21 protein-coding genes and 1 pseudogene are annotated in these 22150 nt (G+C 63.7%); 9 read left to right on the top strand and 13 right to left on the bottom strand.

The features are described 5' to 3' along the window. Positions 1–7: 7 nt before the first annotated feature. Complete coding sequence (gene zwf / locus R2770_01255) at positions 8–1414, bottom strand: glucose-6-phosphate dehydrogenase (protein MEZ5279072.1); 1407 nt, start codon at positions 1412–1414, stop codon at positions 8–10. Positions 1415–1691: 277 nt separating this feature from the next. On the opposite strand from zwf, the gene R2770_01250 reads away from it, so the two are divergent. The 3 genes from R2770_01250 to R2770_01240 are packed head-to-tail and all read left to right on the top strand — an operon-like array spanning position 1692 to position 3960. Further along, positions 1692–2363, top strand: a complete 672-nt coding sequence (locus R2770_01250; GenBank protein MEZ5279071.1) for a response regulator transcription factor — start codon at positions 1692–1694, stop codon at positions 2361–2363. 5 nt (positions 2364–2368) lie between these two features. Further along, positions 2369–2755 carry a response regulator transcription factor gene (locus R2770_01245; GenBank protein MEZ5279070.1) on the top strand — a complete coding sequence of 129 codons (387 nt, stop codon included), beginning with the start codon at positions 2369–2371 and terminating at the stop codon, positions 2753–2755. Between the two features lie 8 nt (positions 2756–2763). Further along, positions 2764–3960: a sensor histidine kinase gene (locus R2770_01240; protein ID MEZ5279069.1), complete on the top strand. Its 1197-nt coding sequence runs from the start codon at positions 2764–2766 to the stop codon at positions 3958–3960. 91 nt (positions 3961–4051) lie between these two features. On the opposite strand, the gene R2770_01235 is transcribed toward R2770_01240, so the two are convergent. Further along, the gene (locus R2770_01235) at positions 4052–6166 is read right to left on the bottom strand and encodes a hypothetical protein (GenBank protein MEZ5279068.1); all 2115 of its coding nucleotides are present in this window, start codon (positions 6164–6166) and stop codon (positions 4052–4054) included. A gap of 157 nt (positions 6167–6323) precedes the next feature. Next, positions 6324–7436 carry a heparan-alpha-glucosaminide N-acetyltransferase domain-containing protein gene (locus R2770_01230; protein ID MEZ5279067.1) on the bottom strand — a complete coding sequence of 371 codons (1113 nt, stop codon included), beginning with the start codon at positions 7434–7436 and terminating at the stop codon, positions 6324–6326. A 64-nt stretch (positions 7437–7500) separates the two neighbouring features. Between R2770_01230 and R2770_01225 the strand changes: the two genes are divergently transcribed. Together R2770_01225 and R2770_01220 are read left to right on the top strand one after the other, a co-directional pair. Next, on the top strand, positions 7501–8088 hold the full coding sequence (locus R2770_01225; GenBank protein MEZ5279066.1) for a TetR family transcriptional regulator: 588 nt from the start codon (positions 7501–7503) through the stop codon (positions 8086–8088). A 30-nt stretch (positions 8089–8118) separates the two neighbouring features. Beyond that, positions 8119–8913 (top strand): DUF1330 domain-containing protein, encoded by a 795-nt coding sequence (locus tag R2770_01220; protein MEZ5279065.1) that lies wholly within the window; start codon positions 8119–8121, stop codon positions 8911–8913. 23 nt (positions 8914–8936) lie between these two features. Here the strand turns inward: R2770_01220 and R2770_01215 are convergent, their stop codons facing one another. From R2770_01215 to R2770_01195, 5 genes and pseudogenes are all read right to left on the bottom strand, one after another. Next, a complete protein-coding gene (locus tag R2770_01215; protein ID MEZ5279064.1) occupies positions 8937–9944 on the bottom strand; it encodes an NADP-dependent oxidoreductase in 1008 nt (335 codons plus the stop codon). A gap of 49 nt (positions 9945–9993) precedes the next feature. Beyond that, positions 9994–10398 carry a nitroreductase/quinone reductase family protein gene (locus tag R2770_01210; GenBank protein MEZ5279063.1) on the bottom strand — a complete coding sequence of 135 codons (405 nt, stop codon included), beginning with the start codon at positions 10396–10398 and terminating at the stop codon, positions 9994–9996. A gap of 99 nt (positions 10399–10497) precedes the next feature. Next, positions 10498–10851, bottom strand: coding sequence for a DUF1801 domain-containing protein (locus R2770_01205; protein MEZ5279062.1), 354 nt, complete (start codon positions 10849–10851; stop codon positions 10498–10500). Positions 10852–10868: 17 nt separating this feature from the next. After that, a pseudogene (locus R2770_01200) lies at positions 10869–11405 on the bottom strand (TetR/AcrR family transcriptional regulator). Positions 11406–11498: 93 nt separating this feature from the next. After that, a complete protein-coding gene (locus R2770_01195; protein ID MEZ5279061.1) occupies positions 11499–11960 on the bottom strand; it encodes a VOC family protein in 462 nt (153 codons plus the stop codon). Between the two features lie 106 nt (positions 11961–12066). Between R2770_01195 and R2770_01190 the strand changes: the two genes are divergently transcribed. The 3 genes from R2770_01190 to R2770_01180 all read left to right on the top strand — a co-directional run bounded on the left by R2770_01190 (position 12067) and on the right by R2770_01180 (position 14986). Further along, the gene (locus R2770_01190; protein MEZ5279060.1) at positions 12067–13035 is read left to right on the top strand and encodes a serine hydrolase domain-containing protein; all 969 of its coding nucleotides are present in this window, start codon (positions 12067–12069) and stop codon (positions 13033–13035) included. A gap of 112 nt (positions 13036–13147) precedes the next feature. Continuing rightward, complete coding sequence (locus R2770_01185) at positions 13148–14017, top strand: alpha/beta hydrolase (GenBank protein ID MEZ5279059.1); 870 nt, start codon at positions 13148–13150, stop codon at positions 14015–14017. A 72-nt stretch (positions 14018–14089) separates the two neighbouring features. After that, on the top strand, positions 14090–14986 hold the full coding sequence (locus tag R2770_01180) for an alpha/beta hydrolase (protein ID MEZ5279058.1): 897 nt from the start codon (positions 14090–14092) through the stop codon (positions 14984–14986). A 68-nt stretch (positions 14987–15054) separates the two neighbouring features. Here R2770_01180 and R2770_01175 read toward each other — a convergent pair whose 3' ends face one another. From R2770_01175 to R2770_01160, 4 genes are all read right to left on the bottom strand, one after another. Beyond that, a complete protein-coding gene (locus R2770_01175; GenBank protein MEZ5279057.1) occupies positions 15055–15693 on the bottom strand; it encodes a hypothetical protein in 639 nt (212 codons plus the stop codon). Between the two features lie 234 nt (positions 15694–15927). Then, positions 15928–16935, bottom strand: a complete 1008-nt coding sequence (locus R2770_01170) for an AraC family transcriptional regulator ligand-binding domain-containing protein (GenBank protein MEZ5279056.1) — start codon at positions 16933–16935, stop codon at positions 15928–15930. Continuing rightward, positions 16917–17384, bottom strand: coding sequence for a hypothetical protein (locus tag R2770_01165; GenBank protein ID MEZ5279055.1), 468 nt, complete (start codon positions 17382–17384; stop codon positions 16917–16919). Before R2770_01165 ends, R2770_01170 begins: the two co-directional genes overlap by 19 nt. 229 nt (positions 17385–17613) lie before the next feature. After that, positions 17614–18294 (bottom strand): class I SAM-dependent methyltransferase, encoded by a 681-nt coding sequence (locus R2770_01160; GenBank protein ID MEZ5279054.1) that lies wholly within the window; start codon positions 18292–18294, stop codon positions 17614–17616. 144 nt (positions 18295–18438) lie between these two features. Between R2770_01160 and R2770_01155 the strand changes: the two genes are divergently transcribed. Then, positions 18439–18798 carry a VOC family protein gene (locus R2770_01155; GenBank protein ID MEZ5279053.1) on the top strand — a complete coding sequence of 120 codons (360 nt, stop codon included), beginning with the start codon at positions 18439–18441 and terminating at the stop codon, positions 18796–18798. 81 nt (positions 18799–18879) lie between these two features. Here R2770_01155 and R2770_01150 read toward each other — a convergent pair whose 3' ends face one another. Then, positions 18880–21993, bottom strand: a complete 3114-nt coding sequence (locus tag R2770_01150) for an AAA family ATPase (GenBank protein ID MEZ5279052.1) — start codon at positions 21991–21993, stop codon at positions 18880–18882. Positions 21994–22150: the final 157 nt, after the last annotated feature.

Here is a 22150-nt window from a genome sequence, read left to right as displayed (position 1 = left end):
GACGGGCTCAGCCGATCGGCCTCCAACGGTGCCCGTCGAGCAAGATCGAGTCAGCACTCGTGGGGCCGTCGCTGCCGCTCGGGTACGACTCGGCCCTTCCCGACCGCCACGCTTCCAGCACCGGGTCCAGCAGCCGCCAGGCCGCTGCGACCTCGTCGCAACGCAGGAATGGGGTGTGGTCACCTTCCAAAATATCCAGGAGCAGTTGTTCATACGCGCTAACCGTCTCCTCACCAGAGCCATAGTCGGCGTGAAGGCGGCTCGGTTCGGCCACCATCTCGAGGCCGGGTGCCTTGGTCTGCACCGTCAGGTCAATGCCTTCAGGATCGTTCAATCTCAACACCAACCAATTCGGCTCTGCCGTAGCGAGTGAAGTCTCGGCGAACAGCTGCGTCGGAGGCTCCCTGAATCGGTAGGCGATCTCGGACAGCTTTGACCCGAGCCGCTTTCCCGACCTCAGGTAGAACGGAACACCCTGCCAGCGCCAGTTGTCGACCTGCAGGCGAACAGCCGCAAAGGTCTCGGTGGTCGAGTTGGGTTCGATTCCGGGCTCTTCAAGGTAACTCGGGACGTCCACTCCGTCGATGACACCCGCCGAGTACTGTCCACGGGCGGCCCAGCCCGCCACCTGGGCATCAGGTCTCACCGAGCGCAGAACCTCGACCTTGTGGTCCCGCAAGATCTCGGCGTCCCACGCTGCTGGGGCATCCATGGCCGCTAGGCAAAAAAGCTGCATGAGGTGGTTCTGGATCATGTCGCGCATGGCGCCGATGCCGTCGTAGTAGCGATATCGGTCCTCGACGCCGAGCGTCTCGGCGACGGTGATCTGAACCTGATCGACGTGGGTGGCACACAACAGCGGTTCGATGACCCGGTTGGCAAACCGCAAAACGCTCAGGTTCTGGACCGTCTCCTTTCCGAGGAAGTGGTCGATCCGGAAGATCTGTTCCTCTGCCCAGAACTCGTGGAGTTCGGCTTCGAGCAGGGCCGCGCTCTCGCCGCTTGTGCCGAAGGGCTTCTCGACCACGAGGCGATGCTCTCCCGTTCTCGTGATTCCTGAGTCGGCGATGCCGCGCGCTGCCTTGGGAAATAGCCCAGGCGGCAGAGCCAGGTAGTAGACGTTCGAATCCGCCAACGAGGGTTCGAGCCCAGCCACGGCTTCGGGCGACAGATCCCCCTGGTAATAGGTGAACCGCTCCAGGAATCTCCGCTGCTCGGTAGGACCCAGGCCGAGACCGGCAACCGACTCGGCTACCGAGCCAACGAACCGATCGGAGCTCCATTTCTCCAAACCTGTCGCCGCGATCATCAGGTCGTCGAGGCGCTCCAAACCGTCGAGTCTGGCGAGAGCCGGGTAGAGCAGGCGGTGGGCGAGATCGCCCGTGGCTCCGAACACCACCATGGAGGTATTCACTTTGGCTCTCCTGTCTGTATGTAGTTGACACCCGAGGGTGTGTGCCGGCCCGAACCCACGTCGCTCGTTTGGCGCATCGAAGTCATTCTCGGCCCAGCGAAACGCCCGGTGACTGACGAGCAGGCACCCATTCGATGACGCGATCAGGTCATACCGACCCTGGTTGGTGTGGTGGCAAGAGTCCGCCGGCACCTTCACAGAAAGGCTCAATGACACAGATGGGTCTTGGAGGCTCGGACGAATCAGCCGATCATTGGACCAGGAAGGTAGGAGCGAGATGACCGCAGCGCCGTCAACCCAGTCCAAGCCGATCCGGGTAGTGATCGTCGACGATCACGACGTAGTGGCCCTCGGACTGCGGGCCCTTCTCGAGGACGAGGACGATATCGAGGTGCTGGATTGTGTCCACAGCGTCGCCGAGGCTGCCACTGCAGCCCGGAACCTGAACCCTGACGTGATACTCATGGACTATCGCCTGCCGGACGGCACAGGTGCCGATGCGACGAGGCAGGTCCGAGCAGCGCCTGCCCCTCCCACCGTGGTCATGGTCACCTCGGCCGCAGACCGTCGCGTGCTGAACGAGGCGCTCGAGGCAGGCTGCGCTGGCTTCGTCTCGAAGAACGCCGACAGGCAAGACCTCGTGTCGGCGGTCAGAGCTGCAGCCCACAACGACTCCTACTTCACGCGCGACATGTTGAACCATCTGGTGCACCTGAGGCGCTTCGACCAGATCGACAACCAAGAGTTGTCGTCACGAGAGTGCGATGTTCTCCAGCTGACCGCGAATGGACTCAACCCCGACGAGATCGCTAGCCGGCTCTACCCAAGCCCCCACACGGTCAAGAATCACCTGCGACATGCCATGTCAAAGCTGGACGCCCACACCAAACTCGACGCTGTGGTCAAGGCGATCCGGGCACGCTTGATATCGATCGACGAGGCGGGGTGACGGCGGTGCAGAGAGCGGTCCCTGCAGCCCACAGGGTGGTTCTGGCCGATGACGACGAGTTCGTCCGCCGGGCGCTATTAGACCTGCTGCTCGACAACCCGAACATCGAAGTCGTCGGCGACGCCGAAGACGGAGAAGCCGCTGCCTCGCTGTGCGCCGAACTTGACCCAGACGTGGCTGTTGTTGACGTCATGATGCCGGGCGGAGGGGTCGCCGCCGTAAGGGCAATCCTCGCAGTCTCGCCCACCACGAAGGTCATCGCGTTCACCGCCCACGCCGACCGACGCACGCGCGAACGACTGTTGGCCAGCGGCGCATCCGATGTCGTAGCCAAGGGCGGTGGACAAGACATCGCAGAGGTGATAGCGCGGGTAGCAACTAGCGGAATTTGAGCGGTGGTATGACCAGTCACCAAATTCGTTCCGAACTGCCAGCCCGGGCGGCCAAGTCTGTCGATGTAGATGTAGTGCGGCAGTTCGCGATTACAGCAACTGCATTGCTCGGCCGGCAGTCCCGGCACGTCCATCCCCGCCAGGTCCTCAACACCTTGTGCGAGCGCTACGTGCAGAGCACCGGCGCGCTCGGAGCGGTTCTGATGCTGGTCGCTCCCACCGACAACGTGCTCGAACACGTTGCCGGAGCGGGCCCGATGAACGACGCTCCCTCCATCGCAGACCTCGACATCAACTCATCAAACGACTGGTTCACGCAAACGTTCAGGTCCGGCCAGGCTCTGTTCGTCGACGACACGGCGGGTTGGGAACCCAAGTCGGCCGTCACGGAGAGGGCCCTGGAACGTGGGGTCACAGCCTGCTGGACGACACCGCTGGTCACCGTCGAAGGCGACATCATAGGCACATTCTCCGTGGGCTGGCCCGATGCTGTCGAGCCGGGAGACGACCAGCTATGGCTCTTCCAAGAATTCGCTCTTCTCGCCCAAGCCGTGGTGGACCGTCAGCAGTCGCACTGGCAGCGCATGGCGCTCATCGCCCACGAGCGCGAACGCATAGCTGGTGAACTGCATGACGACTCGGTTCAGGCGATGACTGCCGTTTCACTGCGATTGCAAAGGCTTCAAGCCAGGCTCGCAGAACACGAGCTGAGGCAATCCGTGGTCGAACTTCGCCACCAGGTCGACGAAGCGATCGAGCGGCTGCGCCACATGCTGTTCTCGCTGAGCTCCCCAACTCTCGAACAGGACGGCTTGGTGATCACCCTCGAGATCTACCTGGAGACCTACGTCGAGAAGGCTGGGCTTGCGTGGGAGTTACACGGAGACGAAGCCCTGAGGTTGCCCCACGATGTAGAGGCGCTGGCCTTTCGGCTCGCCCGAGGCGCGCTCATCAACGCCATCAAGCACGCTCGAGCGACCAAGGTGAGCGTGTCGGTCGACAGATCCGATGATGGCGGACTCGCTGTGGTCATCGCCGACGACGGTATTGGGTTCGAGACGGGCGAAATCACTGCCAAGGACAAGCCAGGCCATGTCGGGCTGACCTACGCCCAGTCACTCGCCCGAGCGGTCGGCGGCTCTTACGCCATCGATTCCATGCCGGGCAAAGGCACCACTGTGTCGTTCAGCATCCCAGGCTTCTGACCGGCCCGCGGATCGCCCCTGCCCGCGACCGACCAACACCCGCTGACCGACGACCAGAGCTCGTGTCGACTGCCACGAGACACCATCGAGCTCACCGCCGGGTCGTGGCGACAGCAACGATCTGGGAGTTCAGTTGCTGGTTGCCGAGGCTGCCGAGGAACGGGCCACCGAATGCGAAGACTCCGCCATCGCCTGCCACCAGCAGGTAGCCACGCTCGTACGGGACCATGGCGTTGATCGGCGACCGCGGAGAAACCCCGATGCCCGGTAGCGAACCGAGGAACGGCGCGTTGCCGAACGCGAAGACACCGCCGTCGCAGGCGACCAGCCAGTAGCCGTCGGGCCCCGAAGCGACGAGGCCGACGATCGGGCAATCCAGCCGGACCCTGGGCAGAACTTCGGGGATGCTGCCGAGGAACCGGTCGGCGCCAAAGCTGAAGACGCCGCCGTCGGTGCCGAGCATTCGGTACCCGGTTGCGGTTGGGTTCACATCGCCCGCGATCACAGGGCCGGCAAGCTCGAGATCCGAGACGTCGCCGAGGTGCGGTACGTCGCCGACCGCAACCACCCGTCCGGTGTCTGTGAAGATCCAATAGCCGCGCTGATAGGGGTCGATCCGGATGTCGACAGGAGTGTCGCCCACAGACACGTCCCGGTTGCGAGGCTTCATCGTCGGCACATCGCCGAAGGGATACACCGACCAGTCCGAGCCGACGACCAGGTACCCACCACCGGAGCGAGTGACTGCGATTGCCGTCGCCTGCGCGCCGTGTGGAACATCTGCCGAACCGCGGTCGGTCGCTGCGCCGAACGTGTACACGGTTCCGTCCGCTCCCAATAGGTAGTACCCGGGCTCGGCCCCCTCAGGAGGGCGCGGCCCACCGGGGCCTATCTCGATGAAAGCGTGACGGCCGGTGGTCTGGAAGTTGACCTGATCGCGGTCGAGGCCGAGCAGCAGACCCCTGTCGATGACCTCGATGTCGAACACGCCCGAGAACGCATTCGTCGTCGGGTTCCAGTCCAGAGGCACGCCCGTCTGGGGATGCAGCGCGGCCAATTGATAGCGCGCGCTGTGGCCGTCTCGGTCCTGGTTGCGGAATGCGTCGCACGGCTCGGGCTTGTTGTCGAACGTGTAGGTCGCGGCATCGTCGCTGTGGATTGGGCCCAAGGCTTTGACGTAGCAGAAGTGTCCGCCGACGTAGACGGCGGCGTCTGACACTCCGACCGAAAAAACCGAATCGAACAGCGCCGTGACCCAGAGGTTCTGCTCGAGGCCTGCACCGTCTGCGGTCGGAAAGGCGACGGCCTTGTCGCACTTGTAGCGGCCCTTCTCGACCACCACAAAGAATGAGCCGTCGGGCGAGTACTCGGCGTCGCGTATCGCCACCGCGTCGTCGGGCTCGCATTGACGACGGGCATTTCGGTACCAGTCCGTACGCCAGTCGGTGACCTCATCGGTCCGGAGATCGATCTGGGCTACGCCAACCCTCTGCTTGCCGTCGATGTGCGAATTCGAACTCGCGACCAGCAAGAGGTTGCCGTCGGGGTGAAGGTCGAGCGCCCGGACCGAGCTGCCCCCATCAACGCCTAGGTCTCCGGACAGATCGTTTCGGAACGCATCTACCTCGCCGGTCGTCAGGTCCAAGGCTGCGAGATGCCTCCTCGCCTCACCGTCGATGCTCGCAAACCCGCCCCCGACGTAAACACGCTCGCCGTCGTCGACGATGGCGTTGACCTTCGCATCCACATCGGCTTCGAATCGCCGGTCGACCTCGCCCCACCTATCGAGCTTCGCGACCCTGTTGCGGCTGATGCCATCGATCTTGGTGAACCTGCCGGCCACGAGCAGGCCGCTGCCATCGTCGGCCACGTCGAGAGCGAGCACCTCTCGATTCACGATCGGATCAAACCAGTCGACGAACTCACCGGTGTCGATGTCGTAGGCCATGATGTTCGACCGCCGGACGATCGTCCCGTCCGGCAGCTTCACGTTCTGGAACTGACCCGCCACGACGACCATGTCGCGAAAGACCACGCTGGCGTTTACGACCCCGTCCTGTATCTGCGGGAGGCCCTGCCTGGGAGCCTCGGGCACAACCCCGCCATGGCGAATCTGATCGTCGGCGCCCGACACACCGATCAGGGATGCGAGCACGGCGACGAAGACGACGAGCGGTAGTGCGATGCGTAACGAATGTGGGGCCATCGGAGCCGGCCGACTCATCAACTCCTATCGGCTCGACCCGGCGCTCCATCAAGGGCGATTCCCGCATGTGGCCGACGTCGGCGTGAGCACGACCTCAGCCGGAGTGAATCGGGTCAGGTCGAAAGGTCAGGCAGCCCGGGCGGGTGGAGACGGATACTCATCCGGCGATTCGTCGCATCACGGCCTCGAGCGGTCCGCGCGCAAACCGACGTCGCCACGCCCACGCCGCGACGACAGCGGCCCCGCTGAAAGCGAGACCGGTGAGCACCGCCCAGCCGAGTGTCTGGTCTTCCAGTCGACCCATCGCTTCCAGAGTTCCCATTCCGATCAGGACGTGGGCGACATAGATGGTGAGCGCCAGCTGACCGGTCGACACGAGCGGCTCGGTGAGTCGATCAGAGACATGGTCGCCTATCCAGATCGACCCGACGATGACCAGCACTGCGGTTCCCGCTCCGGCCGCGAGGTAAAGCGGAAGCGGCGGGATCGGCTCGACCGAGAACAGCCACCGCCAGCTCTGGTCGTCCAATTCGCTCAGGTCGGAGCCTTTCGGCCCGAGCACGATCCATGCAGCTGCCTCTGTCGCGACCACGATGATGGCGGCACGGATGACGAGCAGGCGCCGCCAAGCCGAGTCGCGCAAGTCGGTCCGGCCGAGCCACATGCCGAACAAGTAGAACGCGACCCATGGAAGCACGGGGTGGAAGCCGTCTAGGAACAGGTTGCGGATGAATCCCTCGACTGTGTCGATGCCTCGGTACGAGTAGTCGTCGAGATCCCAGTTGGCGAAGGGATCAAAGGCGATGACGAAAACGAAGGAAGCCACGATCACTGCAACAGCAAGCGCGAGCAGTCGCTCGCTGGAAGCGAACAAGACGACGGCGCCGATTGCGAGGTAAATGCCGTAGTAGTGGAGGATGTCGGCAGGCCAGATCGGATAGAACGCCCAGCCGATGACGAACAGGAACAGGGCACGTTTGGCGAGGGTCCATTGGGCAGCCCTCCTCGCTGCCGGCGAACCCGAGTCGCGTTGACGTCTAGACCCGAGGCTGGCGCCGATGCCGGCAAGAACCACAAAGGTCGCGGCCGCACGACCATCGAACACGGCGGCGAACGACCGCAGCCATTGAGGGCCGTCGGTCTCGGCGCTCATGGTGACCTTGAAGTTGACGATGACCATTCCGACGATGGCAAACGCGCGGGCGATGTCGAGCCCGATGATCCGTTTGCCAGCGGTCGGGCGGCGAGGTGTCGGGGTGACGGCGGCCATCACTCGACTCTACCGTAGAGTCCATCAAATTGATGGCTACTATCAGTTTGATAGGATGGTCAGCATGAAGAAGGCGATGGGGCTCCGACAGCGCCAACGGCTAACCGCCATGCGCCTCGTCCAAGGCACCGCGATCGACCTGTTCGAACGCAACGGGTACGACGACACCACCATCGACGCCATCTCTGCGGCGAGCGGTGTATCGACCGCCACGATCTACCGCCACTTCGGCAACAAGGAGACCATCGTCTTGTGGGACGAGTTCGATGGCACCATCGACGCCGAGCTAGCGCATCGCCTCGTCGAACAGCCACCCCTCGAGGCGTTTCGCGACGCAGCGGTGGCCGCCTACGGTCAGCGCGACGACACCGACCTGCTCTTGCGACGCCTCAAACTGGTCTACGGCCACCCGTCCATCCTCGGTGTCGCAGCCCAGAACGAAGCGACCAACCGCTCCGAACTCGCGACCGCCCTCGCCCTGATCGACGGCCGCGACGCACCCGGCATCGCCGACGACGTCACCGCCGCGATTGCGCTCGCCACTCTCGATGTCGCGTTCACCCGCTGGCAAGACGCCCATGGTGATCAGCCCATCGCCAAGGTGATCAACGAGAGCTTCGCTGCCGCCTCTAAACCGCCGGCTCATCAGTAGCTGCCCTAGCGGATCGCTTAGTCTGCCGACATGCATGTAGATCGCACCGAAGACCAGTGGAGGCTGCTCAGCGAAGCAGATCCAGACGTTCCGATCGTGATGCTGAACCTGATCCGCTATCGCGACACCGCAGTCGAAGGCTTGGGCTGCGACGGCATGACCGGCGAAGAGGCCTACGCCGAATACGGACGGCGGCTGAGGGCCCTGGCCGCTGACTTCCCAGGCAACCCGTTCTGGGTTGGTGATGCCGGTCGCACCTACATCGGACCCGATGAGGAGAAATGGGACATGGTGCTCCTGGTCGGCTACGAGTCGGTCACGATCTTCCGCGAAATGCTCGACTCCGACCTCTACCAGCAGGCGGCCAAGGCCCGAACGGCAGCTGTGGCCGACTCGCGGCTCGTGTTGATGGGCCAAACGGTCAATGTCGGCGATGGCATGAGGCGGTGGGCCGGCTCCCAAGCCGGGACCGCCGAGGATCCGATCGTGATGCTGAACCTGATCCGATACCGCGACACCGCCATCGAAGGCTTGGGCTGCGACGGTATGACCGGCGAAGAGGCCTACGCCGAATACGGACGACGGATGACGACCATGAACAGCGACGACTTCCCCGGCAACATCATCTGGGACGGTGAGGGCAAGGCCACCATCATCGGGCCCGCCGACGAGAGCTGGGATCGCATACTGCTCGTCGCCTATCCCTCGATCGACGACTTCCGCCGTATGGCCAATTCCGAGATCTACGAAACCGCAGCCTCGGCGCGCACTGCAGCCGTGCTCGATTCACGCCTGATCCTCACCCACCAGAGGTTCCCGCGCTAGGCGGGTCGCCCGCTAGGCACCTGTCAGAGTTCGACGACCATCTTGCCGGTGTTGGCTCCGGCGAGCATCCCGATGAACGCCTCGCCGGCGCCGTCGATGCCCACCACGATCGTCTCTTTCGACTTGATGGTGCCGTCGGCGAGCCATCCTCCGACTTCGCTTATGAAGTCTTCGCGCATGTTTGCGTGGTCACTCACGATGAAGCCGCGCAGATTCAGGCGTTTGCCGATGGCCAAGCTGAGGTTGTTCGGACCTGGTGCGGGCTGGGTGTTGTTGTACATCGAGATAGCGCCACACAGGGCCACCCGGCCGTGGGGTTTGAGGGCATGGATCGCAGCCTGCAGGTGATCGCCGCCAACATTGTCGAAATAGACGTCGATGCCGTTGGGGGCAGCTGCGGTCAGCTGGTTCAGAACCGGGCCTGACTTGTAGTTGAAAGCGGTGTCGAAGCCGAGTTCGTCTGTGAGCCAAGCAACCTTGTCGTCGGAACCGGCCGACCCGACCACCAGCGACGCACCCTTGAGCTTCGCCAACTGACCGACCAGGGAACCCACTGCGCCAGCAGCACCAGAAACGAACACAGCGTCGCCCTCCTCGAAGGCGGCAACGTCGAACAGACCGGCGTACGCGGTCATGCCGGGCATACCAAGCACTCCGAGGTTGGCAGAGAGCGAAACGCCTTCGACGATGGCTGCCGGCTGAGTGTGGGCGGCGGGCACAACCGCGATTTCACGCCAACCGAGGCCGTGAACTACGTGGTCTCCGACGGCCACATCCGAAGAATTCGACTCGATCACCTCGCCGACCGCACCACCTTCGAGGGGCTGGCCGATCTGGAACGGCGGCACGTATGACTTCACATCGTTCATCCGGCCCCTCATGTAGGGGTCCACCGACATGAACAGATTTCTGACGACGACCTCCCCATCTCCGGCGGCCCGAACGGGCACCTCGACCACCTCGAAGTTCGAAGGGACTGGCATGCCTTCGGGGCGCGACGCGAGGTTGACTTGGCGTGAGGTGTGGGTCATACCCAAACCCTAGGGGCATAGCGACGCTGGCGGCGGTGTCCGTTGCAGGTCACCTCGCTCTGGGTCGGCACCACACCAAGACCGCTCGCTCGACCCGGTGCCCGTCGTCGGGCCCGAGCACTCGGGCAGCCCGCGGAAACTTGGCAAGGTAGGCATCCAACAGAGGCTCAGCGACCTCTGGATCGACGCTGCCCACGACGGCGCGACCGACCATCTCCAACCATCGGCGTTTGATCAGGACCTCGATGTCGCGGTCTTCGCTGAAGTTTCTCCACCATGACTTCGAGTCGGGACGTCCGACCAAGATGATCACGTCTTCGCCACGTGCCGCGTACTGGGTAGGCAGGGTGATGGTCTTCCCGGAACGGCGCCCTGCGTAGCGGATCACATCGGTCGACCCCGACATCAACCTGTGCAACGGCGAATCGAGTAGGCGAACCACGATCGTGTTCATGACTCCCATGCCTCAAGCATCCACCCGGGCCGGCGGTGGGAACAGAGCCGTTGGGCTCGGGTCCTCAATCCGCCGTCAGAGGCAAGGCCACCGTGCTGGTCAGCGGTTGATTTCGGCGAAGCGCTCAGCGATCAGCCTGGCGACCAGCGCCTCGGGCGGCGGCGCGTCGACGGGAAACCTGAGTGCACCCTTCGACGCCTCGAGCCCTTGCAACTCTGCCGCGTCGAGCTTGGAGAGGACGTCGCCGCTGTGGGGCAGATAGCTGAGGTGGTTTTTCGCCGCTGAGAATCCGGCGATCAGCTTGCCATCGACCCGGAAGGCCGGCACAGCGTACGAAAGCCCTTGTTCGGCTTCGGGTATCAGTCCCAGAATCGTCTCGCGGAGCGAGTTCAGAGTGCTTCGTTTCGGTTCGTCGAGCGTGGCGAGGTACTGGTCGATCTCTTCTGCAGACAAGTCAGCGTCCTTTCGGATCAGGTCGGTTGAGTTGATGGGTGTCCGAGGACACATTCGAGGTAGCGACGCAGATGGTCGATCGCTTCGAGCACCAGCGCCGGATCATTGGCGGCTTTGGACAAAACGAAAGCGCCCTGGAGCACCGCCTGGGTGTGACGAGCCAAGCTGGCCGCGCTGACCTCGACCTCGCCATCGCTGGCCGCCAGCGCGGCTGCCAGGTCGGCTTCGAGGGTCGCTGCGTGCCCGAAGATGCTCGCTGCGCACGCATCGCGAACCGCCGGACTGCTTTCGAATGCCTCCTGGGTCATGGTCCCCACCAGACAGGTGAACTCCGCAGGATGCCCGGCGACCAGCGAAGCCCTGAAGTCGAGGTATCCGAATACCCGATCGGCCGGATTCTGGGGCTCGTGGTAGGGCGCGGCCGCGAACAGGGCACCGGTGGTCTCGGACCAGTAGTCAGCAGCAGCGACAGCGAGGTCTTCCTTCGTGGCGAAATGGTGGAAGAAGGCTCCCTTTGTCACCCCCGCCGCCTCGCACAGATCATCGACGGTGGTCGCGTGTAACCCTGGGCTCTGATCAACCGCAGCGCTGCATCGAGCAACGCCACTCGAGCGCCACCCCGCGGCGGCGCCGAACCCGCCGACGGTTCAGGCATCGGCGCCGTCTGCGGCAGCACGCAGCGCAGCCACGTCGAGCTTTTGCATCTGGAGCATGGCCCTGGTGGCTCGCCCCGCCCGCTGAGGGTCGGGATCGCCGAGAATCTCGCCGAGTTGGGTCGGCACGATCTGCCACGACAACCCAAAGCGATCTTTGAGCCACCCACACATGCTCTCTTCCCCACCATCGGTCAAGGCAGCCCAGTAGTGATCGACCTCGGCCTGGGTCTCACATGGCACCACCAGCGAAACCGCTTCGTTGAACTGGAACTGCGGCCCACCGTTGAGGGCCTGGAACGGTCGACCCATCATGGTGAAACCAACCATGATCGGCGAGCCATCTGGCCCGGGGCTGACATAGTCGACCTTCGACTCGGGGAACAACGAAACGTAGAACTCGGCGGCCTCCAGGCCGTTCCCGTCGAACCACAAGCATGGACTGATCGTTGACATATCGAGAACATACCAACCGGTTGGTATGGGCACAAGCTCGCACAGAGCCGCGGCGACACTTCCGTGTGGTGACAGGATCTTGCGATGAGCATTGTCTTCGCCGAGCTTGAACAGCGCGCCGGGAGCACGACTTCTCTGGCGCGGTGCGCGCCGAGCGGCGGGGGAACTACTCATCGAGTTCGCCTGTGGTCACAGCGACCGAGCGAACGAACGCGTCAACAATCTGCAGACCCACTTTGCTGTCGCCAGCGGCACCAAGGCGCTCACGGCTCTCACCGTCATGTCGCTGGTCGAATCCGGAGCCCTCTCACTGGCCACGACGCTGCGGTCGGTGGTCCACGACGACCTGCCGCTTGTCGACGAGGCCGTCACCATCGACCACCTTCTGAGCCACCGCTCGGGGGTGGGCGACTATCTGGACGAGTCTGCAGGCGGCGACATCGACGACCACATACTGGGTTCGCTGTCGGCCCACACCCTCGAGAGGGCTAGCGACTACCTGCCGCTGCTGAACGCGCACGAGCAACAGTCGGCACCTGGAGAGCGCTTTGCCTACAACAACAGTGCGTTCGTGATGCTGTCGCTCGTGATCGAGAAGTTGACCGGTTCCTATCATCGAGCGGTTCGCGACCATGTGTTCACCCCTGCTGCCATGTCCTGCGCACAGTTCGCACGCACCGACGACCTGCCTGCCAACACCGCCCTCGGATACCTGGCCAACGGGCGCAGCAATGTGTTTCACCTGCCGGTTGTCGGGATGGGCGACGGCGGCGCCTTCTTCACGCTCGACGACACCTCTGCGTTCTGGGAGGCGCTCTTTGGCGGCCGCATCGTTTCTCCACAGAGCGTGGAGATGATGACGGCCGAAGTCAGCGTCTGCGACGACACACGGTCGTACGGACGTGGTTTCTGGCTCAGCCCCGGCGCCGACCACGTCTGGATCGAGGGCATGGACGCTGGCGTTTCGTTCCAGTCGGGCGTGTTCAGAGGCGCTGGCGTGAGGTACTCGGTGCTGTCGAACACATCATCGGGAGCTTGGCCGCTGGTAAAGGCGATCGAAGAGATCGTGGCCTGACCAAGCAGTCGACGGCCACAGGTCAGGCGTCTCGAACCCGAACACTTCGGCCGCGGCACCCGCTCCGATAGGGTTCCCGCCAGCCGACGTCACATAGGAGCAGTCTGGATCGATGGAAGGCCCCACTTCCCATTCATTTTTCTCCCAGCGACTGCGGCTGCACTATGTCGACTGGGGCAACGAGGACGCTCCGGCGATGCTCATGGTGCACGGTGGGCGCGACCACTGTCGCAACTGGGACTGGGTTGCGCAGGCCTTCCGCGATGACTACCACATCATCGCCCCAGACCTGCGGGGCCACGGCGACAGCCAGTGGGCGGTCGGCTCCAGCTATCAGCACGTCGACTACGTCTACGACATCGCCCAGCTGATTCACCAGAAGAAGATGAACCCGGTCACCATCATCGCCCACTCGATGGGCGGCGGAGTGTCGCTGACCTATGCCGGCCTGTACCCCGAGACAGTGGCGAAGCTGGTGGTGATCGAGGGCATGGGCCCGCCGCCCGAGATGCTCACCGAGTGGACCGGTGTCCCCATCCACGAGCGACTCGACACCTGGGTGCAGAACCTGCGCAAGTCTTCGGGCCGCCTGCCTCGCCGCTACGCAAGCCTCGAGGAAGCCCTCGAACGGATGCAGACCGAGAACCCTCACCTGACCGAAGAGCAAGCGCGCCATCTGACCATTCATGGCAGCAATCAGAACGAGGACGGCACGTTCAGCTGGAAGTTCGACAACTATGTCCGGAACTTCTCACCGGTCAGGCTGCCGTTCGAGGACCAATACGCACTCTGGAGCCGCATCTCGTGCCCGACGCTGCTGGTCCGCGGTTGCGAGTCGTGGGCATCGGATCCAGCGACCGACGGCCGGATCGATCACTTTCAGGACGCGCAGGTGCTGAACATCGAAGGCGCCGGACACTGGGCGCACCATGACCAGCTGGACGAGTTCTTGACCCAGACCCGCCGTTTCCTGGCCGATTGACAGCGCCCATACCGTTTGAACGAGCTGCACTGGCGCGATCGCTGAGGCGGCGCTAGCAACAGGGGGGTCGTCATGGCCAGCGAAGAGTTGGAGTTCGTCAACGACCTGCTGGGGTCGTTTTCACTCGATGGATTGACGGTCGCCGAACAGCGCCAAGTGATGGAACAGAGCGCATCGGCCCCGTTGACCGGCACGACCATCGCGCCCGTCGATGCGGACGGCGTTCCCGCCGAGTGGGTGGTCGCCCCCGGAGCCGACAGTGAAGACGTCTTGGTGAGCCTGCACGGCGGCGCCTACTCGATCGGGTCACTCGCAACCAATCGATGGTTCTCGTCGCTGCTGTCTGACGCGACCCGACGCCGCGTCCTGTCGATCGACTACCGGCTCGCCCCCGAGCACCCGTTCCCAGCGGCGGTCGATGACACGGTCGCCACCTATCGATGGTTGCTCGACTCCGGTGTTCTCGCCAAACGGATCGCGGTCGCCGGCAACTCTGCGGGCGGTGGGCTCGCCCTGGCCACGCTCGTCGCGCTCCGAGACCAGGACGTCGCCCTCCCGGTGGCGGCGATAGCGCTGTCGGCATGGACCGATCTCACGGCATCTGGGTCGTCCGTGACGACTTGCGCTGCGACAGACCTGATGCTGACCGCTGACGGACTTCGATACTCGGCCGATCTATACGCGGGCCCGTCCCGGTTCGATCACCCCTACGCTTCTCCCCTGTTCGCCGACCTGCACGGCCTGCCTCCGATTCTGCTTCAAGCCAGTCGAGCGGAGATCTTGCGCGACGACACGACCCGATTTGCCGAACGCGCCCGCGCCCAGGGTGTCGACGTAACCGAACACCTATACGACGAGATGCCGCATGTGTGGCACATGTTCGCCGGTGTTCTTCCCGAGGCCGACAGCGCCCTCAGGTCGATGGGCCGATGGCTCGCGACCGTTGCTGCCCAGCCTCCGGCGCCGTAACCAGCCGCAGCACAAGGTCCGGGTCACGTGAGCACCTCCAAGCGGTTGCTCATCGGGCTAGAGCCGCCTCAGGGTCGCGCCGGAAGGTGTGGGTCTTCGGTGCGGGTCCGTTTCAGTTCCCAGAACCCGTCGTGGGTCGCGAGCTTGACCATTGCGTCCCACAACTCGACCCCGTCGGCACCCTCAGGCATGCGGCTCATGATCGGACCGAACACGCCCTTGGGCCCCGCGGGTGTTTCGAAGGCGATGATCGGGGTACCCACGTCGTTGCCTACGAGTTCGAGCCCCACCTGCATACGCTCGCGGATCACCGCATCCCACGAGTCGTCTTCGAACGCCTCGGCATACGAAGACGGCAGACCAGCCGCCTCGAGGAATGGTCCCGCACCGCCGGCGAGCACCTGGGAAATATCGACTGCGCCGTCAACGCGATCGTGGTGGAGCACTGCACCGTACTGCCAGTACAAGCGCCGCGACGCATCGTTGCCTTCGCCCTCGTTCACGGCCTGCATGACCCTAAGCAGACGATGGGTGAACTGGTTGGCGGCGTAGAACTCGCTGCCCTCGTCGGGCTCGTTCTTGAAGAGCAAGCTGATCGGTTCCCAGGTGATGGTCAGGTCCCGAGCTGGAGAAACGACATCAACCGCCCAGCGCGCAGTCATCCAGCACCAGGGACATGCAGGATCGACCCAGAAGGAGACGTTCATCGCTCGACCTCCGATGTGGCTGCGACGACCAACTGGGAGAAGCGCCCAGAGCTGTGCTGTTGATGTATTACCGGTTGGCCGTGCGAGACGTGCCGCCGAATCACGGGGACCTGGTCAGTTGTCATGCCATCGAGTTTGCGGTCCACGAAACACGGGCCCACTCGCCGGCTGTGACAACTCGCTAGCCGGATGCGACATTCTCGCTTTGCCGAAGTCGCGGAACCAGCCGGGGAGCTATCCCGCCCCCCGAACCTGCGTGCGCCACGACTCGGGCGTTGTACCTGTCCATCGGTGAAAGGCCCGAAACAGCGAGTTCGGGTCGTCGAAGCCGAGAAGGAAGCTGATTTCGGTCGGGTTCAACTCGGTCGATTCGAGGTAATAGCGGGCCAATCGTTCCCGCGTGTGGTTGAGCACCTCGAGCCAGGTGGTGCCCTCCGCCGCCAGGCGACGCTGCAGTGTCCGACCCCCGATGCCAATCTCTCGCGCAACGTCGGCCATTCCGCTTCGGCCGCTGGGAAGAAGCTCGAAGAGCGCCTGTTCGACCTCCTCGGTCGACGAACGACGCTGCCCCGCCTCGGCCATTCGCCTCCGCAGACCGGGCTCGAATGCCTCCCACATCTCCTCGTTGTGGGTGAGGAACGGTCGCCGTGCGTCGGCCGCATCGAAGACCACCTCGTGCACATCTCCACTCGACAGGCGACACCCGAAGAAGTCGCTGGAGTCGCCCAGGGCGTCCGCCGACCCGGCGACCGTGACCCTCTTCGGCACGATCCGATGGCGGGTGGCGCGACGAGCCAATGCGACGAGGAACGCCAACTGGGAAAGACCCAGCCCCCGCGCCACATCGGGCCGGTGTTTGCATCGGCACCAGGCACGCGTCTCGTTGTCCGCTACCTCGACGTCGAGACTGAATGGCCCGACGAGGCGCATGTGCTCTCCGAGACGGCTCAAGGCCGAGTTCAGGTCGGCGGAGCAGATCGCCGCAAAATAGGCCGGATCGAAGAGTTCGGCCGACAAGATCGTGCCTCCCCTCACAGCGACCAGAGGATCGCCGGCCTCGGCCTCGACAGCGTCGAACAGCGCGTAGAACTCGTCGACCGAGATCCAGGAACCATCGCCGGCGAACAGGTTCGACGGCTGGCCGGCACGACGTAAGACCGCCAGTTCGTCCAACCCCAGGTCTCTGAGAACGACACGCCAGGGCTGGCCCACCCAGACCGACTTCAGCTGCTCGCTCCGCAACCGGATACCTCTCGCTCTGGGTTGACGACGCCAGCTTCATATGCCCGAACGAACTCGGCCGAGACGAAGTCGAGCTTCAGAGTCCCGGTCGAACGATCGATGACGACTTCGATGTCAGTGCCAACTGTGAGAAGAAGGTAGCGACCTGTTGCGACGGCGCTCAGGAGCAGGGCCGCAACGAGAACCGCAATCACAGGGGTCGGCGCCTCCACGCTGCCGATTGCCAACGCATTGGCCAGCGCAAGAATGGCCAATGCGCAACAGCTGAGGCGTTTGCGCTGCCGGACGCTCAGGTGGCGATCGACCGAAGATTCGGTCATTGGAAGCCGGACCGAGATCTGCGGGCTAGCCCAGAGAAGTGCCACGAGGGTCACCAATCCCAGTGGTCCGCCGAACAGCAGGAGAAACCACCAGCGCCGCAGTGGCCACGTGTAGACATCGACCTCCAAGAAGCTGTCCGATACCGCACCGGTCGCGACACACACTCTTGGCAACTCGCCCGCCACCGCATCCGCTATTGCGATGCCCCCGACACCAGCCATACCGCCACCCTCCGTTAGCGCTGCGCACTGGGACCTCCAGCTAGCCTTCGACGCATGACCCCGATCCCAGTCATCAACCGGGCCACTCGCCGACTTTAGTGGCGACCCCGCCGATGTGAGCTTCTTGCTGGGAGCGTCATCCACCCTGAGGTGATCGACCGGGTCGCCCGAGTGTCAGGAACGCGAAGCCCAGAATCCCTCGGCGACGCAGGTAGCTGAGACGGCGGGCGTCGGCATCCTCTGCCGCCCGGTCGGCGGCGGCCTGCGTTGTGGGCGCCATGACTTGCTGCTCCCAATCCATCAGATAGCCGAACTCGAAGTGGTCCCAGTCATCGAGCGACGCGACCTTGAGTCCCAGCGGGCGCCAGCCAACCGAGGTCGCAGCATCCACCAGACCGATGAGGTTCGGCAATTCGCCCATGGCCTCGACAAGGTCCGAGGGTGGCGGCTGCTCCCAGAACAGCGTTCCGAGCAGGAGCCGACCACCGGGAAGTACGAGTTTGTGCAGCTCTACGAGCGCTCGATCCAAGTCGCCGAAGACATGCTCGGCTCCGATGTTGAGAACCAGGTCGACAGGGTCCTGACCGTCGAGTGAGGAGCTGAAGGACACTCTGGACGAGAGGTCGCGGTCGTCAGCGTTGCGTTTGGCCCGGTCGATGAGAACGTCGTCACGATCGACACCGTGGCCCGTGGCGTTAGGGCAGGTGGCCAGCAGCCTGAGAAGCAGCTCGGCCCACCCGCACCCGACATCGAGAACGCGTCTGGGGTCGGTAGCTGCCAACTCGCCGACCAGACGATCGGCGGAGTCCTCGGTCATCGGGCTGTTGAAGTTGAGCGACTCGTAGTAGCCAACCCGCCGTTTCGGTCATCAGACAGCGAAGCTAGTGGACGGCTCCTCGGAGCCGTGCGGTCAAGAGCGTGACGGGGGTTCGTGGTTCCTGCCCGGTCTACAGTTCAGGTCGTGAGTGTCCAATGGGAGCAAGTGATAGTCGCCTCTCGTGACCCGGTTTCGCTTGGTCGCTGGTGGCGCGAGGTTCTTGGGTGGGTGATCGTCGACGACGGTCCGGTCGTGTCCGAGATCCAGCCAGAGCCCGGTCGGTTACCCGGGATTCTGTTCGTTCCGAACGACCAACCCAAGGTGGGCCAGAACCGTCTTCACATCGACCTCCGTCCAGACGATCAGGAGGCCGAAGTCGAGCGGCTGATCGGGCTCGGTGCTTCGCGGCTCGATGTCGGCCAGGGAGATGTCCCGTGGGTGGTGCTGGCCGATCCTGAGGGAAACGAGTTCTGCGTGCTGGCTTCCAGACCAACAACCCCATAGTCGGTCCACCGTCGCCGGGAGGCGACGACTTCGACACAGCGATCGAGGCGACGAACGGCTGTCCGTCGGCATCGAAGTTCTCTAGGCGTTGGGCAACAGGGCTTGGGCTTCGAGTAGCAACGGGGATTCGGGCTCGCCAGCGAGCAGGTCGAGGATGAAGTCGAGGTGCTCACGCGCGCGTTTCTGGTTGTGTTCATGGAGCTCGAGCTTCGCAAGTTCCAGCCTGATCATCGGACGGACACTTGCGAACGAACACTCGTTCGCGGAGTCGAGTGCCTCGAGTCGAGCCCGTGCCTTCTTGGCCGTGCCTATACCAAACCTTCGCACGAAGCCGGGGTTTCGAAGAGCGTCCCCCAGCGAGCCTTGAACCTCGCCGGTTGCTACCCGCGCCAGCGAGGTGGCTATGAACAGGTCGATCTGGGCTGCTCCCCAGGCGAGGCCGGACTGTTCACACCCCTCCTTCTGCTCGTCGAGAGAGCGGAAGCCACGGCTGAGGTGACCCTCGACGATGTCGAGCTCAGCTGACATGTACCGGTAATACCGATCGACCCAGCCCATCCCGAGCTCGTCGACTCTTGCGCTGCCAACTTCGAGCCGGCGTCTCGCTTCGTCGGGGTCATCGAGGAACAGAGCAATGCCCGCCGCCCACAGCTTGGTCACCTCGCTGTATACCGGGTCTACATCGGTGGCTATGCATGCATCGCAAGACGCGACAGCGGCCTCGAATCCACCCAAACACATGTGAACCACGAGTTCGACCCCATAGCCCAGCGCCGTCGCTCGGAGGTTGCCTGTGGCGCGGCCGATGGCAAACAGGTGCTCGACCGTTTCCCGAGCGAAGGTGAGATCGCCGGCCAATGCAGAAGCTGTGGCGGCTCCACCGAGTGTCTTCATCTCTACGTAGAGTCGTGTTGCCGGATCGTCGATCTGCGGCAGCAGCTCCTGAACGACAGGCCATGCGTCGATCGCTTCGCGGACTCGCCCACTGGTCCAGTCGATCCAGACCATCCAGCTTCGCGCCATCCCCTCAGCAACCGGATCACCCACCTTCTGGGCCCGCTCGATGGCGCCCAGCAGCATCTGCCCGGCGGCGCGATTGTCGGCGCGATGCAACCAGGTCAGCATTCCCGCCCAAGCATTCCAGCGGGCGGCAAGGGTGTCGTCGCCAACCGCATCGCCCAACTCGCGGTGTCGCTCATAAAGGGCGTCGAAACGGTGAAGGTCGCAGCTGTAGTAGAAGACGACGGCCCAATCGGTCAACACCTCGAGTAGCAGTCGATCTCGATCGTCTGCCGAGATCACAACGCCGACAGCCTCTTCGGCGGTCAGAAGGGCATAGGCGGCGGCGTATTTGCGATCTGCTTCCTCGACGGCGAAGCGGTCGACGGCCTTCTTTGCCGCACTTCGTAGGTACCGGACTGCCTCGACGACATGACCGCTTCGTTCGTAGTGGTACGCCAGAGTGTCCACGAACTCGTCGATCCGATCGCTCAGGTGCAGCTCGATGCCCTGGGCGACACGCTCGTGAAGGCGTTGACGATCGCGAATCAGAAGACCTTCGTAGGCCACCTCTTGCGTCAGCGCATGCTTGAAGATGTACTCGAGTTCGGGGTCGAGGTTGTTCTCGCGGATGAAGTCGGCGGCCGACAGACGCGCAATTCCAGACTCGAGATCTGCGGGCGTGTCTGTGACCGACGCCATGATGCGATACAGGAACTCCCTCCCGACGACCGATGCCTCTCGCAGCACCCGTCTGGCATCGGGGCTCAAACCATCGATACGTGCCGCCAGCAGACCTCTGATCGTCGGCGGCACCGTGTCGTCGGCTAGGGCTCCCGCAAGGCTCCAGCCCGCGTCAGTGCGAACGAGAACCTCCTTGTCGATGAGACTGTTGACGATCTCCTCGACGAAGAACGGATTGCCATCGGTTCTGTCTGCGAGCCAAGCGACCAACCCGTCCGGCGGCACTGCGCTGTCGAGCAGGGACTCGACCAAAGCGCCTGTTTCGCGGCGCGACAGCACACCCAACTGAAGGGCCCTCTCGCCCTCGACCCCGAGGGTGAAGCCGGGCCGAAAGTTGCAGACCGTCAACAGAGGCGCCGACAGCGAGGTCACGAGCCTGCGGATCAGAGACGCCGTCGATGGGTCGACCCAATGCAGATCCTGAAAGATGAGAACTGTCGGCCCTTGCCTTGCTACCTCGTCCAGCAATCTCCCGAGCACGTCCAAGAGCCTCGTCCGAAAGGCCTCGAGGTCGATCGTCCGATTTACTTCGAGGCCATACAGGTGACCGATGACCGCGGCCGCCTCGGTGTCATCGGGCAGTACCGCTGCAACCATGTCGTCGAGCTTGGCTTTGACCTCGGCGGCCCGATCGTTCTCGTCGATGCGAGCTACCCGGTTGAGCAGGTCGATGAGCGCGGCATAGGGCGTGTCCGCCGTGTAAGGGTAGGCACGACCTTCGAGCCATCGCACGTCGCCTTCGGCGTTGGCCCTGAACTCCTCGAGCAGGCGGGTCTTGCCGGCGCCGGCCTCGGCGCAAATGGTCACCACACTCGATCGGCCGTCGCGCAAGGCATCGGCGGCGCCCAGAAGAACACCCAGTTCCTCCTTGCGCCCCACGAAGGCAGACGCCAGTCGAGATGGCTGTGCTGCTGCAGTTCGCTCGACCCGGTGCACCTGGACTGCGTCTCGTCTTCCCTTCAGCTCGATCGACCCGAGGTCTGTCAGCTCGAACCGCGGACCGATCAGACGGGCGGTGTCTGGTCCGATCAGGATCTCGCCACTCTGGGCCTTCCCCTGAAGCCTGGCGGCGACGTTGACCATGTCACCAAGCGGCCCGCTGAGCCGATCACTCTCCATATCGCTGGTGACGATCACACCCGTGTTGATGCCGCTGTGCATCTCGAAGCTCGTACCCGCTGCTGCTTCGAAACGAGGGCGCAGTTCGTCGACAGCTTCGTGTAGCTCTATGGCGGCTCGAACCGCGCGCTCAGCATCGTCCTCGTGAGCTACCGGATCCCCGAACACCGCCAGGACCGCGTCGCCCATCAGCTTGTCGACCCGACCGCCGTAGCGGTTGATGATGTCACTCGCCTTCGAGTAGATGGCCCCCATCAGCTCACGAACGAGTTCGGGATCCAGTGTCTCGGCCAGCGTCGTGTAACCCGACGCGTCAGAGAACAGCACTGTCACCAGACGTCGCTCTTCTCGCGACTGGTCGGCTGTTGCAAGATGACTCTCGCCCGGCTCCGCCAGCTCTGTGCCGCAAGAAGGACAGAATCGACTCCCCAGAGGCGCTTGAGCCTCACAGGCTCCACAACCGAGTGTCAACACGTCACTGAGCTCCTTC

This window comes from Acidimicrobiales bacterium (genome assembly GCA_041394185.1).
In the GTDB taxonomy this organism is placed as follows: Bacteria; Actinomycetota; Acidimicrobiia; order Acidimicrobiales; family Poriferisodalaceae; genus JAAETH01.
This window is presented reverse-complemented; position numbering and strand designations above follow the sequence as displayed.